This window comes from Gilvimarinus sp. 1_MG-2023 (assembly GCF_030548285.1).
In genome coordinates, this window is the sequence record NZ_JAUOSC010000012.1 from 24051 (window position 1) to 39744 (window position 15694).

Consider the following 15694-nt stretch of genomic DNA (forward strand, 5'->3'; position numbering starts at 1 on the left):
CGCCTATTTTGCAAGGTGGTAAATGGCTGTCTCGCCGAAAAAATTAGGCGCTAAGTCGCCCAGCATTTGGGCTGACTGTTCGTTGACTACCCGGCGGTGCAAGACGCTGATGTGTTTTTCGCGGCACAGAATTTCGAAATCGGTAAAAGTGCAAAAGTGAATGTTCGGGGTGTCGTACCACTCGTAGGGCAGCAAATCTGATACAGGCATGCGTCCGCGAACCGCCAAGTGGAAGCGCGCCTTCCAGTGGCCGAAGTTGGGGAAGGTAATAATGCACTCTTTGCCCACTCGCAGCATTTCATCCAGCACGATATGGGGGTAGCGCATGGTTTGCAGTGCTTGGGTCATCACTACAGTGTCAAAACTGTTGTCTTCGAAGTTACTCAGGCCGCGGTCGAGATTTTGATTGATCACATTAACGCCGCGGCTGATGCAGGTCTGAATATGAGCTGGGTCAATTTCTAAACCGTAGCCCGAAACCTGCTTGCTGTCGGCCAGCAGCTTTAACAAGGTGCCATCACCACAAGCGAGATCCAGCACCCGGCTTTTCTCGCCTATCCAGTTTTGCAATTGATTAAAATCAAATCGCATAATTACTCCGTTTCGATTCTGGCAAGGTAGCGGCTGAAGGCTTCACGGTAGTGCTCATTGGGGAGCAAAAAGGCGTCGTGGCCGTAGGGCGACTCAACTTCGGTGTAGCTGACATTTTTTTGTGCGTCGATTAGGGCGTCGACAATTTCGCGTGAGCGTTCAACCGGGAACCGCCAGTCGGTACTGAACGAAGCCACGTAAAAGTCGCACTGGGCGCGGCGAAAAGCGACGCTGGCATCGTCGCCATATTCGCGTGCTAAATCGAAGTAATCCAGCGCGCGGGTCATAAGAATATAGGTGTTGGCGTCAAAGTTTCTAGAAAATGTGTCGCCCTGATAGCGCAAGTAACTCTCGACCTGAAATTCCACTAAATCTTCCAGCCCCTGATCGAAACTGCCAGTGCGCAACTCGCGGCCAAACTTTTCACCCATCACATCGTCCGACAAATAGGTGATGTGGCCAATCATGCGGGCGATAGCTAAGCCGTTTTTGGGGTAGGTGTCATGGCTTTGATAATCGCCGTGATAAAATTCCGGGTCTTTTAATATGGCCTGACGGGCGGTTTCATTAAAGGCAATATTTTGCGCACTTAATTTCATGGCCGAGGCGATCACGATACAGTGGCGCAAACGATCGGGGTACTCCAGTGCCCAGCGCATGGCTTGCATGCCGCCCAAGCTGCCGCCAATCACAGCCGCCCACTGATCAATACCCAGCGAGTCGGCAAGCCGGGCCTGGGAGTGAACCCAATCGCGTACCCGCAGTTTAGGGAAGTCCGCCCCCCAAGGGCTGCCAGTGGCCGGGTTAATACTGCGCGGGCCAGTGGAACCGCTACAGCCGCCGAGGTTATTAAGCGACACGACGAAAAACTTATCGGTATCGATCGGCTTGCCCGGGCCAATATAGCCATCCCACCAGCCGGGTTTGCGGTCTTCCTCGCTGTGAAAACCCGCTGCGTGATGATCTCCTGAGAGTGCATGGCAAATCAGTACGGCGTTCGACTTGTTGGCGTTAAGGCTGCCGTAGGTTTCTACCACGAGCTCGTAAGTCTCTAGAGTACGGCCGCTGGCAAGGCGCAGCGGTTCATCGAACTGCACGGTAAACGGGGTTACCAAGCCAACGGAATCTGGAGCGGAGCTTTGGGTCATTGATGTCTCTTGATCATCACCGGATAAGGCGGCAAAAGCGCAAGTCTAAAGTCGCGCTTGCCTGCCTGCAAGTGTCGGGCCTCATTTAGCCCGTAAAGCGGGGTTAGATTAGGCTTGTTTTCGAGCCGCCTGTAAAGATACCACTTTGGCCTCTGGGGTGGGTTTGGCAGCGGGGGCTCGGGTGACTTCTAAGAACAGGGGCTCCAAGTCGCCGCGTGCGGTGGCCAAAGCGTGCAGGCCTTGCTCTAGCGATTGGATCTGTTCGTGGTGCGAGCGAGTTTGCGAGCGCATTTCACCCAAGCGCATCATGTGGTGTTCCAACAGTTTTTTCTGGTGTTGGTTGTGATGGGTTAGTGGTGTTAACGCATCTTGCAGCCAATCGTTAATATCGCGGCGCAAATCACTGAATAGGTTGTTGACCTCTTTAACCAGTGTACCCAAAAAGCGGCTGATCAGAGTGTTCTTGGTGGCCAGGACGCTGTTGAGTGAGCGGCGTAAACGGTCGGCATTGTTTTCCAGATTACGGAGACGGCGACGGTGGCTGGTGATATTGAGCTTATGGCTGTGGGCCATGGCTGCGGCCTCTGTGCCGTGCTCTGGGCGGTCGTAAATACTGGCCAGTACTTTGTTGGCCCGCTCGATTTCACGCACTAAGTGATTAACGCTGGTATCGACGTTGTCGAAAAAATCGCCAATGGCTTGCGATAGGCCCACCGTGGTCCAGCTTTGCATCATACGTTCTTGAGTCTCTTCGCTTAACCCTTGAACTTTGCTTTGGGTTACTGGTGCCATTAAGGCGGTGCGCTGGTTATTGAGCAAGCGTTGGCTGGTTTTTAGTGACAGCGATTGTTTATGGAAGCGGTGGTGCGCGTTGCGAATTTTGTCTCGCTGACGGGTCAGTTCGTTGATAGCATCCTGATCGGTGGCTTGTTGTAACGCATGCAGTTCGCTCTCGCTCTCATCAATGCGGCGAGTAAGGCTATTGTATGTATTGACGATCATCTCGTGGCTGTTGCTGACTAGCCGGTGACTGATGATCTGCTGCTGCGAACGCAAGATGCACTCGGCCAAGCGTTGTTCCAACTGCGGGAAATTACTTTGCAAAAGATCGGCACGACGATTTTTGACTTTGGCCAGCAGTGCTTTTTTGGCAGAAATGGGCAGGATATATTCCGGCGCCAGCTCCAACAGCTTGGCCGTTTGCAAGCGCACGCGTTCTATATTGGCGGCTACTTCTGCCTCGGGCGTGAGTTCATCCCAGAGTGTATCGATTTTGTTGAGTAGCCCCAGCACAGCGGTGCAGCGGTCGTCGCGCAAGCCGGAAATATGGTCGCGCCAAATGGTCATATCGCTGGCGCTAACGCCGCTATCGGCCGCCATTAAAAACAAAATTGCCTGGGCCTCGGGCAAGGTTTTTAAGGTTAATTCCGGCTCGTTGCCCAGCGCGTTCAGCCCCGGTGTGTCGACAATACGCAGGCCTTCTCGCAACAGGGGGTGGTCGAAGTTAATTAAGGCGTGACGCCAGGTGGGGACCTGCACCAGACCGGTTTGTTCATCGACTTCCAACTCGCTGGCACTGAAACCGAACTTAATGGCTTCTTTGCGGGTCACCATTTTACTGGCGGAAACCTGGCCGATTGCCTCGGTGACCGACTGGAAGTTGTCCGGGTCAAAACTAATGGTAAACCAGTTCTGCGGAATGCGCTTAAAGCTTTGCATGCTGGTGGCGCTGCGGCGGGTTTCGATCGGCAATAGGCGCACGCAGTTTTTGGGTTGTTTGGCGTCCCAGAAGATCTCGGTGGGGCACATGGTGGTGCGCCCGGGCTGGGAGGGCAGAAAGCGACCGTTGTTTTGGTTGTACAACAGGGCGTTAATCAGTTCGGTTTTACCGCGTGAAAACTCGCCCACGCAGGCGATCGTGAATTGATCGCCGCCGAGTAGCTTGCGGGCTTTGTGCAGGTAGTTTAAGGCATCTGAGGTGACCAGCTGGTGTTTTTCACTCCAGTGGCAAAAGCCTTGTAGGCGTTTGTCGAGAGCTTGCTTCCAGGCGCTGTACTGCGCCATTTGCCGATGTAATGCCTTAATGTCCATGTTATTAGTGTTTTCCCGTGGTTTCGCCCAAACGTGACCGTGTTCGCTATTAAAGCGCAAATTGCCCCTGTCAGCCAGTTTTTAGCCTAAATGACAGGACTGGCGGGACAATTTGCGGGATTATCGGTCTATTATGGTGGCGTTAAAACCCCAGCAATAGACCTCTCACGCCCAGAAGGCCGGCCAGTGCCGGAATCAAAAACTGGTTAAACAGATTGAGAATCAAAAAGAAAAAGATCGGTGAGATATCAATCGGCCCCATGGCGGGGATGATTTTGCGCAGCGGTGCCATGGCCGGCTCCACCAGTTGGCGCACTAATAAAAGCGCCGGATTCTGGCTAAAGGGCGCGATCCAGCTGGCGACGATATAGACGATCATGCCAACAAAGTAGATTTGCACCAGCATTTTTAAAATGCCAATTAGCCCCATAGGGATGACCACCAGTGGGTTAAGCAAACCCTGACCAGCCACTAAGTAAATTAACTGCCCAGCAACCCACTGCAACAGCATGGCTAACACTAAAGATGCCATGTCGATGCCGTAAATGCCGGGAATAACCCGGCGCAATGGCAGTAATAATGGGTTGGTAGCCTTACCGATGCCCTGAGAAATTGGGTTGTAGAAGTCGGCGCGTGTCAACTGCAGCAAAAAGCGCAGTAGTACAATTAGCATGTACAGCGACCCCAGAGTTTGAATTAGGTAGACCAGCATTTCCTGCATGGTGTTCATTGTCTCTCCTCAGTGATTGGGCACGGTTTAAGTGATATTGGGGCAAAATCTTATTTTGCCAGCTCATCGGATAGGCTTTGTGAGCGTTTGGCGCAGTCGTTCATGGCTGTATCAACCAGTGCGGATAAATGGCCCGTCTCAAACGCATTTATGGCCCGCTCGGTAGTGCCGCCGGGCGACATGACTCGTCGTTTTAACTCACCCACCGGCACATCAGCACGGCCGGCCAAAGTGGCGGCCCCCAATGCCGTTTGTAGGGTGAGTTGGCGCGCTGTTTCAGGGCTGAGGCCGAGCTTTTCGCCGGCGTCGATCATCGCCTCCATAAACAAGAAGTAATAGGCCGGGCCCGAGCCCGAAACAGCGGTGACGGCGTGCATTTGAGCTTCATCTTCTACCCACACACACAGCCCAGTGGCATTGGCGATTTGTTCGGTAAAGGCTAAGTCGTCGCGGTTGGCCTTGGCATTAGCGAACAGGCCACTGGCGCCGACGCCAACCTGAGAGGGGGTGTTGGGCATGCTGCGCACAATGGCGAAATCACCGTCCAGCCAACGCCCGAGGGTGGCGGTATCAATGCCAGCCGCGACCGACATGATGAGTTGTTGATCCAGCGCGCCACGCAGGGATGCACAGGTCGCTTGCAGCATTTGCGGTTTAACCGCGAGCACGATTACATCGGCCCACTGGCAGGTGCTGAGGTTGTCGGTAGAGGTGTGAATCCCCAGTTGCGCGGCGGCCCGCTCGGCGCTTTCGGCGCTGCGAGTGGTGGCGCGGATAGACTCGGATGGGTATTTCTGTGCCAGTAAGCCTTTGATAATAGCGCCGGCCATATTGCCGGCGCCGATAAATGCTATGTTTTTAATCATTAGGTATAACCTATTTGTGCGGGGGGTTGGTTGGGGGTGTCGCGCGCGGGCCAAAAATATCGGTGCCGATACGGACCATTGTGGCGCCCGCGCTAACGGCGGCCTCTAGGTCGGCGGACATTCCCATCGATAAACTGTCTAGTGGCCCCTTGCCGGTTGGGGCTTCGGAGCTGGTCTCATTCAGCGCTACCAGCAATTGATGCATGCGGGTAAAGCTTTCCCGCTGTTTGTGAGCATCTGACTGGGGGGCGGGAATCGCCATAAGGCCGCGCAAGTGAATATTGGGCAGAGCGTTCACCTCGCGGGCGAGGGCAGGCAGTTGTTCGGGCGTCACACCGGATTTGCTGTCTTCACCGTCTATATTAACCTGCAGACAGATATTCAAAGCTGGCATAGTGACCGGGCGCTGTTCGCTGAGGCGCTTGGCGATTTTGAGTCGATCGACACTGTGCACCCAAGCAAAGTGCTCGGCAATGGCGCGGGTTTTGTTGGATTGTATGGGGCCGATAAAATGCCATTCGATATCGGGTAAGTCCGCCAGTGCCTGTTGTTTGTCTAGCGCCTCCTGTAGATAATTTTCGCCAAATCGGCGCTGGCCGGCTTGGTAGGCTTGGCGTAAACACTCGGCCGGTTGTGTTTTACTGACCGCGATCAGGGCAATATCCGCATCGCTGCGATGGGCTTGCAGAGCGGCTTGTGTTAATCGAGCGGTGACATTGGCGAGCTTCTCGTCTATCTTGTGCATTTGGTTCCCGACATTTGCCCGCGCTTGGCATATCATAATAATGTGCGCAGCATTAACAACAATTGAACAATATTAAGGGTTTAGCTGTATGGATATCACGGAGCTCCTCGCCTTCAGCGCCAAACAAGGCGCCTCAGATTTGCACCTCTCGGCCGGCTTGCCGCCCATGATTCGTGTCGATGGGGACGTGCGGCGGATTAACCTGCCCCCCATGGATCACAAGCAGGTGCATAGTTTGATCTACGAGATCATGAATGACAAGCAACGCAAAGACTTTGAGGAGTTTCTGGAAACGGACTTTTCATTCGAAGTGCCAGGCGTCGCCCGCTTTCGGGTAAACGCTTTTAATCAAAACCGCGGTGCCGGCGCAGTATTCCGTACCATTCCTTCCAAGGTGCTCACCATGGAAGAGTTGGGTATGGGGCAAGTGTTTCGCGACGTCAGTTCGGTTCCGCGCGGCTTGGTTTTGGTGACCGGACCTACCGGTTCTGGTAAGTCCACCACCCTGGCGGCGATGATGGATTACATCAATGACAACAAATACGAACATATTTTGACCATTGAGGATCCGATCGAATTTGTTCACGAGTCAAAAAAATGCTTGGTCAACCAACGTGAGGTGCACCGCGACACCCACGGCTTTAGTGAAGCCTTGCGCTCGGCGCTGCGTGAGGATCCGGATATTATTCTGGTGGGTGAGCTGCGTGACTTAGAAACCATTCGGTTGGCGCTCACAGCGGCCGAGACGGGCCACTTGGTGTTTGGCACCTTGCACACCACCAGCGCGGCTAAAACCATCGACCGGGTAGTGGATGTATTCCCTGCCAATGAAAAGGCCATGGTGCGTTCCATGTTGTCGGAATCACTGCAGGCGGTGATCTCGCAAACGCTGATGAAGAAAAATGGCGGCGGTCGGGTTGCGGCTCATGAAATTATGCGTGGCACCCCAGCTATTCGTAACTTGATCCGTGAGGATAAAGTGGCGCAGATGTACTCGGCTATTCAAACCGGGGCATCGGTCGGTATGCAGACCATGGATCAATGTTTGGAAGACATGGTGGCGCGCCGTATTATTTCCCGCGAGGCGGCTAAAGAAAAAGCCAAGATGCCGGAAAATTTCTAAGAACGCAGGAAGCTCAAGCGTTGTGCAAGGTACACCGCCAGCGCTTAAGTCGTTGAGAAAACATAAAATATTTGGGTTCCTATTATGGATTTCGATCGATTATTACAATTGATGGTGGATAAGAACGCATCGGACTTATTTGTGACCGCTGGTGTGCCGCCATCTATCAAGCTGCACGGTAAAGTGGTGCCGGCCACCGCAACGCCGCTGGCGCCGGAAAAAGCGCGCGAGCTGGTGCTGTCAGTCATGAACGAAAAGCAGCGCAAAGAATTTCTAGAATTTAAAGAGCTTAACTTTGCCATTAGTGCCCGCGGTATTGGTCGTTTCCGGGCCAGTGCTTTTTATCAGCGCAATTTGGCAGGTATGGTGTTGCGTCGCATTGAAACGCAGATTCCTAAGATTGATGATTTAAATTTGCCTGAGGTTATTAAAGAGCTGGCCATGACCAAGCGCGGGTTGGTCATGTTTGTGGGGGCAACCGGTACCGGTAAGTCCACCTCGCTGGCGTCGATGATTGGCCATCGCAATCGCAACTCCAAAGGGCATATTATTTCAATCGAGGACCCCATTGAATTTATCCACCAGCACGAGGGTTGTATTATTACCCAGCGCGAGGTGGGAATTGATACGGACTCGTTTGAGGTGGCACTGAAAAACACCCTGCGTCAGGCGCCGGATGTGATTTTGATTGGTGAGGTCCGCTCGCGCGAAACCATGGAGCACGCCATCGCTTTTGCCGAGACTGGTCACTTGTGCCTGTGTACTTTGCACGCCAACAATGCCAACCAGGCGCTGGACCGTATTATTCACTTCTTCCCAGCCGACCGTCACCGTCAATTGTGGATGGACTTGTCGCTTAACTTGCGCGGTATTGTGGCCCAGCAGCTGATTCCAACGCCGGATGGCAAGGGCCGCCGGGCCTGTTTGGAAGTGCTGCTCAATACACCCTTGATGTCGGATTTGATTCGCAAAGGTGAGGTGGGCGAACTAAAAGAATTGATGAAAAAATCCACCGAGCTGGGCATGCAAACCTTTGATCAGGCGTTGTACAGCCTATACGACGGCGGTGAAATTACCTACGAAGACGCCTTGGCGCACGCCGACTCACCCAACGACCTGCGTTTGATGATCAAACTCGGTTCAGAAACGGATGCCACCTACTTATCCAACGCGGCCGATAGTCTATCCATGGAGGAAGAAGATAGCGGGCGTGGGGGGCGGATGTTTTAAGGGGGCTTCGTCCTTAGCGGAACGCAGTACGCAGAAGGCCAAAGGGTGCCCCTTTAAAGGGGCGCCCTTTGGTTTGACGATCAGCGGTAAGTTTCTTGGCTCGTTACAAGAAGCATTAATATAACTGCATTCTGCATTCTGCATTCTGCACTCAGTGTTCAGTGTTCTCGCCCAGCCACGTCTCCAATATAATCCTCGCCGCGATGGCGTCTACCGGGTCGCTGCGAAAGTGGGTGGAGCCGCCTGCGGCGAGGTGTTCTTCTTTGGCGGCCACGCTGGAGAGCCGCTCATCAACCATTTCTACCCGGTGGCCGAAGCGGCCGTGAATACGATTGGCGAATTTGCGTGCGCGCGGGCAAAAATCATTTTCCGTATCGTCCATATTCAGCGGCAAGCCCACCAGTACTAAATCCGGTTGCCATTCATCGAGCAGTTGTTTGATCTCATCCCAGTTGGGGATGCCATCGCGGGCCCGCAGTTCGGTTAGGGCGGAGGCGTTGCCGGTGGCGGTTTGACCTACGGCCACACCGATACTGCGCAGACCATAATCGAAGGCCATAAGACTGATATTGTCTGCCATTAGGCGTGACCGACGCTATTGGAAATCAGGTTAAGGTCAATGCCCAGATCGCGAGCGGCGGCAGACCAACGTTGTTCGGCGGGGGTGTGGAATAAAATTTGATCATCTGCGGGCACGGTCAGCCAGGCGTTTTCGGCAATCTCTTGCTCTAGTTGGCCCTGCTCCCAGCCCGCGTAACCCAGCGCCACGATATAGTGCTCGGGCCCTTCACCGCGACTCATGGATTCGAGAATATCTTTTGAGGCGGTCAGGGCGATTTGGGGTGAAATGGACGTGGTGGATTGCCAGCGCTGTTGTTCTAAATTGGGGTGCAGTACAAACCCGCGCTCAGCGCCGACTGGGCCGCCGGCCAGAGCAGTACTCTGGGCGGATGTGTCGTCACAGGATAGGCCTAATTGTTGATAAATTTCCGCCAAGGTAATGTCCATTGGCAGATTGATAACCAAGCCCATAGCGCCATCGTCGGAGTGCTCACAAATGTAAGTCACACTGTGAATAAAGTTGGGGTCTTCCATGCCGGGCATGGCAATCAAAAATTGATTGCGCAGGGAGCCTAGCTCGAAGCTTGAGGTGTTGGGGGTGTTGCTTGATGTTGTATTCGTCATGGCGTGAATATGGGGGCTGTGGGTTGGAAACTCAAGGGATATCTAGGCCCGGGCGGCGGCGAGAAAAGAGCCGGTCGCTTATTAGTCGGAGGTTGCAGCCGTCGATAGGCCATTGATCTCAAAGCTCCAGGTGCGGATGATTTGCAGCTGGTCAAACTTTTCGCGCACGCTGGCAGGAATGGGATCAAAGGGCGCGGCCAGTCGAATGATTTGTAAGGCGGCCTGGTCGAGCATGCTTACGCCAGAAGACTCAGATAACTCTAAATCGCGAATCGTGCCATTGGCGTTTAGCGTGACAGTCATGCGCAGCTTGCCGGTGATGCCCTGACTGAGGGCCTGCTGGGGATAATTGGCGTTGCCCACCTGTTCAACCTTGCGGCCCCACTCCAATAAATAGGCGGCCTCGGGGGCGGTTTTGGTGGCTACCGAGGTGAGTCGACGTACGCGAGGGCGCTTGGCGTACTCTTGGCGCTGACGATCCAGCTTGGCTTGCAAGCTGGCGATTTCGGGGGTAATCATCGGTTGCTCTTCGGGCAGCCCTTCGCGCGCCTGTTCTTGTTTCTCGCTGATATCATCATTGTGTTTTTGTACGTTGCGAGAAGACTCACCCTGAGTGGTGATGACTTGGGTGAGCTGATCGGCGGTTTGATCGGCGGCCTGTACTTGCGCCATGGGATTGATGTCATTCACCGTGGGGGCGGCAAAATCAGCCTGCTGATCGGTCGTAAGTTGCTCGTTAGCAAGCTCGGTACCACTGGCCTCTTGGTTGTGCTGAGCGAGAAAGTTGGCGTCTTCCGGGGCGATTTCGGTGCTGTGGGTGGCCAGTGTAATTTCCAGCGTGGGGGCCGCATCGCTCGGTTTGGGGATGGTAAAGCTGAGACCAAAAATCAGCATGGCATGTGCAATAACCGCAATAAAAACGGTAAAGCTCAGCCGATCCGCTGATTTAACACTGGTGTCGATGCCAACCGCAACCTGGGCTTGACTGCTCATGTGTGCGGGATCGCTTTAAGGCTGTTTTCAATCGACTGGATTAACTTCTCGCCAATGCCTGTGTCGTAGGCCTGGTCAATCTCGCGAGCACAAGTGGGGCTAGTGACATTAATTTCGGTTAGGTAGTCACCGATCACGTCTAGGCCAACAAAATACAGGCCGCGCTCTACTAAGGAGTCTTTGACCTGATCGACTATCCAGTAATCACGTTCGGTTAAAGGCTGTGCCACGCCGCGCCCGCCTGCAGCAAGATTGCCGCGGGTTTCGCCTTCGGCGGGGATGCGCGCCAAGGCGTAGGGGACGGCCTCGCCATTTACCACTAGTATGCGTTTATCGCCGTTGCTGATCTCGGGAATAAACTTTTGCGCCATGGTTAGGTGCTGGCCGTGATTGGTCAGTGTTTCTAAGATAACGCCGACATTGGGATCATCACCTTTACAGCGGAAGATACTGCTGCCGCCCATGCCGTCTAGAGGTTTGAAAATGACGTCACCATGCTCGCGATGAAAGGCTTTTAGCTGCTGCATTTGCGCGCTGACAATCATCGGTGGGCAGCATTGAGGAAATTGGGTGGCAAACATTTTTTCGTTGCAGTCGCGCAGGCTTCGTGGGTTGTTGACCACCAGCGCCCCTTGTCTTTGGGCAGCCTCAAGCAAATACGTGCTATAGATATAATCAGTGTCAAAGGGCGGGTCTTTACGCATCAAAATGGCGTCTAATTCACCCAGTGGGCGATCGGCTACTGGGCCTAGCTTGTACCAGCAATCGCCGTTGTCGAACACTTCGATCGGGCACATGCTGGCCCGGGCTTGCTCTTGAGACTGATAGAGATCGGTGATCTCCATGTAGTAGAGTTTGTGGCCGCGCGCTTGAGCGGCCAACATCAGGGCGAGGGTAGTGTCTTTGTAGTAGGCAATATTTGCGATGGGGTCCATCACAATGCCGATCGATAAGCTCATGGTGTTAATCCGGCTGGTTCAGTCCGTAGATGGTCAGGCAGTCGTAAGTTATCCCCTTGGCGATGGTTGCGCAAGTCCTGTTTCATCATAATTGTGTGGAATATCAAAACGCTTAAAAAGTTAATTTACGTATATATTCAGGCGGTTATAGATTAACCCTACAAACTATGTTAAAAGTTGAGCATAGAATAAAACAATAGAATTTATTGCGGCCGGCTTAAATGCGTATTAAGGTGACAGGCGTGAACCAGATCGCATTTTGGGCCTCAACGATACTAACCAGCGTAAAGGTCAGCAGGTATGGACGTGAGTTTGGAAAGTCTAAAAATAATGGTCATCGACGATAGCAAAACGATTCGTCGAACCGCGGAAACATTGTTAAAAAAAGCCGGGTGCACCGTGATTACGGCCACCGATGGTTTTGATGCATTGGCAAAAATAGCCGATACGCGTCCGGATATTATCTTTGTGGATATTATGATGCCTCGTCTTGACGGTTATCAAACCTGCGCGTTGATTAAAAACAATACCGAATTTAAATCTACCCCAGTGATTATGCTGTCCAGTAAGGACGGTCTATTCGATAAGGCCAAAGGTCGCATCGTGGGGTCGGATCAATATTTAACGAAACCGTTTAGTAAAAGCGAATTGCTAGGTGCCATTGAAGAGCACGTAAAGCAAGCGCAGGCTTCGTAATTATTAACCAATAACAACTTCTCTTTTTGATACCTCGGGGACGCTATGGCTAGAGTATTAATAATCGACGACTCGCCGACTGAGACGTATAAATTAACCACCATGTTGGAAAAAAGTGGGCACGCTGTCTTGACTGCACCCAATGGCGAAGAGGGTGTGGCCTTGGCCAAAAAAGAACTACCCGATTTGGTATTGATGGATATCGTGATGCCGGGCTTAAATGGGTTTCAGGCTACACGCCAGCTGACCAAAGCGCCGGAAACTGCTGATATTCCTGTGATTATTGTTACTACCAAGGATCAACAAACTGATCGTGTGTGGGGCATGCGCCAGGGGGCTCGCGCCTATTTGGCCAAGCCAATCACGACAGATGTGTTGATGGATGCCATTAGCGAAGTGATGGCATAAGTGGAATGAATCCGCACCGGATTAAAAACAATAACGGATCATAACTATGGCAGAAGCATCGAGCGCTTTTCATGCTCTGGCTCAGTTAGCGAATCAAAGTCGGCAGGCCGCACAGGGATTGCCGGCGCAGATTGATGCTCGCGAACAATGGAGTGGAATTGGTTTTTCACTGTTAGGCAGTTACTTTATTGCCTCAATGGATGAAGTCTCTGAAATGCTAGAGGTACCGCATTACACCCACTTGCCGGGTGTCCAGCCTTGGGTGCGGGGTGTTGCTAATGTGCGCGGTCGTTTACTCCCACTGTTTGATCTCGCCGCCTTTTGCGGCGGTCGGTTAGTGGGGGGGCGTAAGCGGCGCAGGGTGCTAGTTCTGGAGACAGAAACTCTGTACAGCGGCCTCATTGTTGACCAAGTCTTTGGTATGCAGCATTTCCCTGTGGATGAGTTCCAACAAAAAAGTGGCGATATCGTAGATCCTATTCGCCCTTATGTGCAGGGCAGTTATATCGGTGAACAGCAGCAATGGAATGTGTTTTTGTTGTCTGAGTTAGCCCAAGATCAAAGATTTATCAGTGCGGCGCGCGACTAGCGTGCATTAAAACGAATATCAATGGATAAAGAAGAGTGGGCCTTTAGTGTCAGCTCTTTCTCAATTTACGAACAACAAGCTAAAAAAGTCGGTCGGGAGTGAGTCAATGAAAACTGAGTCCAGAACTATCGCTGCGACGATCAAGGGTAATCCTGTGATTGTTTTTGCCGGCGTCTTGCTGGTGGTGTTTTTGATCGCAGCGGCGGTCGTATTCACCATCGTACAGCGCAATGCAGATAACGATCAGCGCTATCTTCAACAGGCGGCCGAGCTTCGTGCTCAGGCGTTCCGGTTAACAGGTCTAACGCGGGACGCCACCGCGGGTGATGAGGAAGCCTTTGGAGAGCTTTCTCAGGTTGTTAGCACGATGGATGCTACCTGGGCCAGTTTGCGTGATGGCAGCGCCGAGCTGCGTTCGGTGCTCACCGCTGAGTTTGATGATTTTGGTGGGGTTTGGAAAGAGCTGAAAGGCCAAGCCTCGATTATTCTGGACAACCAAGAAAACATTGTTTTCATTAATGAAAAAGGTCGCGAGCTAAACGCCAATCTGCCAACCCTGCAGGCACAGCATAATATTATTGCTGAAATTCTGCTGGAAACGGATGCTCCAGCCGAGCAGCTATCGCAAGCGCGCATGCAGTCATGGCGAGCCGAGCGTATCGGGCGCAACGTTGACAAAATGCTTCGTGGTGGTGACGAAAGCGATGTTTCGAAAGTGGCGGATCAGTTTAACCGCGACGCCAATATCTACCAGCGTGTACTGAACGCCATGCAAAGTGGCGATGACATGATGGGTATTTCTCAGGTAACGGATCCCGACGCCCGTGCCAGCTTAGAAGAAGTATCCACTTTGTTTGATGGCATCAGTGGTTCGATTCAAACAATATTTGATGGTGCTCAGCCGCTGTTTGCTGTGCGCTTAGCTGAAGAAATTATTCTCGATCAAACCCCTGCTTTGCTGCAGGCATTGAGTGAAATCAGTGACACCATTACGGCGCAGGAAACCGAGCGTCCAATCAATGAAAACGTGATGGTAGTGCTGGTGGCTGCGGCTATTCTGGCTCTTGGTGTTATCGGCTTCTTGTTGTATCAAGGTACGCGTAAACGTCTTGCGGTGACCGCCGAAGCCAATGAGCGTAACCAAACAGCAATTTTGCGATTACTTGATGAGTTGGCCGACTTGGCCGATGGTGACTTAACTACGACCGCTACGGTAACCGAGGATTTCACCGGTGCGATTGCTGACTCGATTAACTACACCATTGACCAGCTGCGGATCTTGGTGGCGCGCATTAACGAAACGGCTGTAAACGTATCGGCTGCAGCGCAAGAAACCCAGCAAACCGCCCTACATTTAGCCGAGGCATCTGAGCACCAAGCGCAAGAGATTGCCGGGGCATCGGCTGCGGTTAATGAAATGGCAGTTACCATTGATCAGGTATCGGCTAACGCCTCTGAATCGGCCGCGGTGGCAGAGCGAGCGGTATCCATCGCCAGCAATGGCGCCAAGGTGGTACAAAACACCATCAATGGTATGGATACAATTCGCGAACAGATTCAAGATACCTCGAAGCGTATTAAACGACTGGGTGAGTCATCTCAGGAGATTGGAGATATCGTATCTTTGATTAACGACATCGCCGACCAAACCAACATTCTGGCACTTAACGCTGCGATTCAGGCCTCGATGGCCGGTGATGCAGGCCGTGGTTTCGCGGTGGTTGCGGATGAGGTGCAGCGCCTTGCGGAACGTTCGGCTGCTGCGACTAAACAGATTGAAGCGCTGGTTAAAACCATTCAGAACGATACCAATGAAGCGGTTATCTCGATGGAACAAACCACCTCTGAGGTGGTGCGCGGTGCGCGTTTGGCACAAGACGCCGGTGTGGCACTGGAAGAAATTGAAAACGTATCCACCAGCTTGGCGGAATTGATTCAAAACATCTCCAACGCCGCCCGTCAACAGGCATCGTCGGCCGGTCATATCTCGAATACGATGAATGTTATTCAAGAGATTACAACTCAAACATCCGCGGGTACCAGTGCAACGGCACAGTCGATTGGTAATCTTGCTGCCATGGCCATGGATCTACGTGAATCGGTAGCCGGTTTCAAACTACCGGAAGAGGATTCCGGAGAAATGGACTTGTCTAGCTTTGGGCAAACGCCTGCCATCGGTACTGATGTAACTCCACAAGCAGAGATTGAGCTTGATGATGTCGTCGACCTGGATGATAACGACGTGGTCGATTTGAACGACGAAGTGGAAATCGACATTGACGGTGACGACGATGATGACTTGGATATTACTGGCAGCAGGAAAACGGTGTAACTGACAGC

The 15694-nt window shown here is 52.7% G+C and carries 16 protein-coding genes; 6 read left to right on the forward strand and 10 right to left on the reverse strand.

Annotation, left to right across the window (positions count from 1 at the left end; translation table 11 throughout):
• Positions 1-3: 3 nt before the first annotated feature.
• The 6 genes from metW to Q4563_RS12690 all read right to left on the reverse strand — a co-directional run bounded on the left by metW (position 4) and on the right by Q4563_RS12690 (position 6171).
• Complete coding sequence (metW, locus tag Q4563_RS12665; RefSeq protein WP_303604731.1) at positions 4-591, reverse strand: methionine biosynthesis protein MetW; 588 nt, start codon at positions 589-591, stop codon at positions 4-6.
• A gap of 2 nt (positions 592-593) precedes the next feature.
• Complete coding sequence (metX, locus tag Q4563_RS12670) at positions 594-1739, reverse strand: homoserine O-succinyltransferase MetX (RefSeq protein ID WP_303604732.1); 1146 nt, start codon at positions 1737-1739, stop codon at positions 594-596.
• Between the two features lie 108 nt (positions 1740-1847).
• The gene (locus Q4563_RS12675) at positions 1848-3830 is read right to left on the reverse strand and encodes a dynamin family protein (RefSeq protein WP_303604733.1); all 1983 of its coding nucleotides are present in this window, start codon (positions 3828-3830) and stop codon (positions 1848-1850) included.
• Between the two features lie 142 nt (positions 3831-3972).
• On the reverse strand, positions 3973-4560 hold the full coding sequence (locus Q4563_RS12680) for a YggT family protein (protein WP_215974915.1): 588 nt from the start codon (positions 4558-4560) through the stop codon (positions 3973-3975).
• Positions 4561-4610: 50 nt separating this feature from the next.
• Positions 4611-5426: a pyrroline-5-carboxylate reductase gene (proC, locus tag Q4563_RS12685; protein WP_303604734.1), complete on the reverse strand. Its 816-nt coding sequence runs from the start codon at positions 5424-5426 to the stop codon at positions 4611-4613.
• A gap of 10 nt (positions 5427-5436) precedes the next feature.
• On the reverse strand, positions 5437-6171 hold the full coding sequence (locus tag Q4563_RS12690; RefSeq protein WP_303604735.1) for a YggS family pyridoxal phosphate-dependent enzyme: 735 nt from the start codon (positions 6169-6171) through the stop codon (positions 5437-5439).
• Positions 6172-6259: 88 nt separating this feature from the next.
• On the opposite strand from Q4563_RS12690, the gene Q4563_RS12695 reads away from it, so the two are divergent.
• Both Q4563_RS12695 and Q4563_RS12700 read left to right on the forward strand, forming a co-directional pair.
• Positions 6260-7294, forward strand: a complete 1035-nt coding sequence (locus Q4563_RS12695) for a type IV pilus twitching motility protein PilT (protein WP_215974912.1) — start codon at positions 6260-6262, stop codon at positions 7292-7294.
• An 84-nt stretch (positions 7295-7378) separates the two neighbouring features.
• Complete coding sequence (locus Q4563_RS12700; RefSeq protein WP_215974911.1) at positions 7379-8524, forward strand: PilT/PilU family type 4a pilus ATPase; 1146 nt, start codon at positions 7379-7381, stop codon at positions 8522-8524.
• 151 nt (positions 8525-8675) lie between these two features.
• Here Q4563_RS12700 and ruvX read toward each other — a convergent pair whose 3' ends face one another.
• From ruvX to gshB, 4 genes are all read right to left on the reverse strand, one after another.
• A complete protein-coding gene (ruvX, locus tag Q4563_RS12705) occupies positions 8676-9104 on the reverse strand; it encodes a Holliday junction resolvase RuvX (protein ID WP_215974910.1) in 429 nt (142 codons plus the stop codon).
• Entirely contained in the window at positions 9104-9709 is a 606-nt protein-coding gene (locus Q4563_RS12710) for a YqgE/AlgH family protein (protein ID WP_215974909.1), read from the reverse strand. The genes ruvX and Q4563_RS12710 overlap by 1 nt, the downstream gene beginning before the upstream one ends.
• Before the next feature lie 81 nt (positions 9710-9790).
• The gene (locus tag Q4563_RS12715; RefSeq protein WP_303604736.1) at positions 9791-10702 is read right to left on the reverse strand and encodes an energy transducer TonB family protein; all 912 of its coding nucleotides are present in this window, start codon (positions 10700-10702) and stop codon (positions 9791-9793) included.
• A complete protein-coding gene (gshB, locus tag Q4563_RS12720) occupies positions 10699-11661 on the reverse strand; it encodes a glutathione synthase (protein ID WP_303604737.1) in 963 nt (320 codons plus the stop codon). The genes Q4563_RS12715 and gshB overlap by 4 nt, the downstream gene beginning before the upstream one ends.
• 300 nt (positions 11662-11961) lie before the next feature.
• Here gshB and pilG point away from each other — a divergent pair, with 300 nt between their 5' ends.
• The 4 genes from pilG to Q4563_RS12740 all read left to right on the forward strand — a co-directional run bounded on the left by pilG (position 11962) and on the right by Q4563_RS12740 (position 15686).
• Complete coding sequence (gene pilG, locus Q4563_RS12725; RefSeq protein ID WP_215974906.1) at positions 11962-12357, forward strand: twitching motility response regulator PilG; 396 nt, start codon at positions 11962-11964, stop codon at positions 12355-12357.
• 45 nt (positions 12358-12402) lie between these two features.
• Positions 12403-12765 (forward strand): twitching motility response regulator PilH, encoded by a 363-nt coding sequence (gene pilH, locus Q4563_RS12730; RefSeq protein WP_215974905.1) that lies wholly within the window; start codon positions 12403-12405, stop codon positions 12763-12765.
• A 46-nt stretch (positions 12766-12811) separates the two neighbouring features.
• Positions 12812-13354 carry a chemotaxis protein CheW gene (locus Q4563_RS12735; protein ID WP_215974904.1) on the forward strand — a complete coding sequence of 181 codons (543 nt, stop codon included), beginning with the start codon at positions 12812-12814 and terminating at the stop codon, positions 13352-13354.
• Between the two features lie 106 nt (positions 13355-13460).
• A complete protein-coding gene (locus tag Q4563_RS12740; protein WP_303604738.1) occupies positions 13461-15686 on the forward strand; it encodes a methyl-accepting chemotaxis protein in 2226 nt (741 codons plus the stop codon).
• Positions 15687-15694 lie beyond the last annotated feature (8 nt).

What these genes read in the sequence shown, in the direction of transcription:
- gshB (WP_303604737.1), bottom strand. Translation starts at nt 11,661, where the DNA reads ATGAGCTTATCGATCGGCATTGTGATGGACCCCATCGCAAATATTGCC.
- Q4563_RS12695 (WP_215974912.1), top strand. Translation starts at nt 6,260, where the DNA reads ATGGATATCACGGAGCTCCTCGCCTTCAGCGCCAAACAAGGCGCCTCA.
- Q4563_RS12710 (WP_215974909.1), bottom strand. Translation starts at nt 9,709, where the DNA reads ATGACGAATACAACATCAAGCAACACCCCCAACACCTCAAGCTTCGAG.
- Q4563_RS12680 (WP_215974915.1), bottom strand. Translation starts at nt 4,560, where the DNA reads ATGAACACCATGCAGGAAATGCTGGTCTACCTAATTCAAACTCTGGGG.
- metW (WP_303604731.1), bottom strand. Translation starts at nt 591, where the DNA reads ATGCGATTTGATTTTAATCAATTGCAAAACTGGATAGGCGAGAAAAGC.
- proC (WP_303604734.1), bottom strand. Translation starts at nt 5,426, where the DNA reads ATGATTAAAAACATAGCATTTATCGGCGCCGGCAATATGGCCGGCGCT.
- Q4563_RS12675 (WP_303604733.1), bottom strand. Translation starts at nt 3,830, where the DNA reads ATGGACATTAAGGCATTACATCGGCAAATGGCGCAGTACAGCGCCTGG.
- Q4563_RS12690 (WP_303604735.1), bottom strand. Translation starts at nt 6,171, where the DNA reads ATGCACAAGATAGACGAGAAGCTCGCCAATGTCACCGCTCGATTAACA.
- Q4563_RS12740 (WP_303604738.1), top strand. Translation starts at nt 13,461, where the DNA reads ATGAAAACTGAGTCCAGAACTATCGCTGCGACGATCAAGGGTAATCCT.
- Q4563_RS12715 (WP_303604736.1), bottom strand. Translation starts at nt 10,702, where the DNA reads ATGAGCAGTCAAGCCCAGGTTGCGGTTGGCATCGACACCAGTGTTAAA.
- pilH (WP_215974905.1), top strand. Translation starts at nt 12,403, where the DNA reads ATGGCTAGAGTATTAATAATCGACGACTCGCCGACTGAGACGTATAAA.
- Q4563_RS12735 (WP_215974904.1), top strand. Translation starts at nt 12,812, where the DNA reads ATGGCAGAAGCATCGAGCGCTTTTCATGCTCTGGCTCAGTTAGCGAAT.
- metX (WP_303604732.1), bottom strand. Translation starts at nt 1,739, where the DNA reads ATGACCCAAAGCTCCGCTCCAGATTCCGTTGGCTTGGTAACCCCGTTT.
- pilG (WP_215974906.1), top strand. Translation starts at nt 11,962, where the DNA reads ATGGACGTGAGTTTGGAAAGTCTAAAAATAATGGTCATCGACGATAGC.
- ruvX (WP_215974910.1), bottom strand. Translation starts at nt 9,104, where the DNA reads ATGGCAGACAATATCAGTCTTATGGCCTTCGATTATGGTCTGCGCAGT.
- Q4563_RS12700 (WP_215974911.1), top strand. Translation starts at nt 7,379, where the DNA reads ATGGATTTCGATCGATTATTACAATTGATGGTGGATAAGAACGCATCG.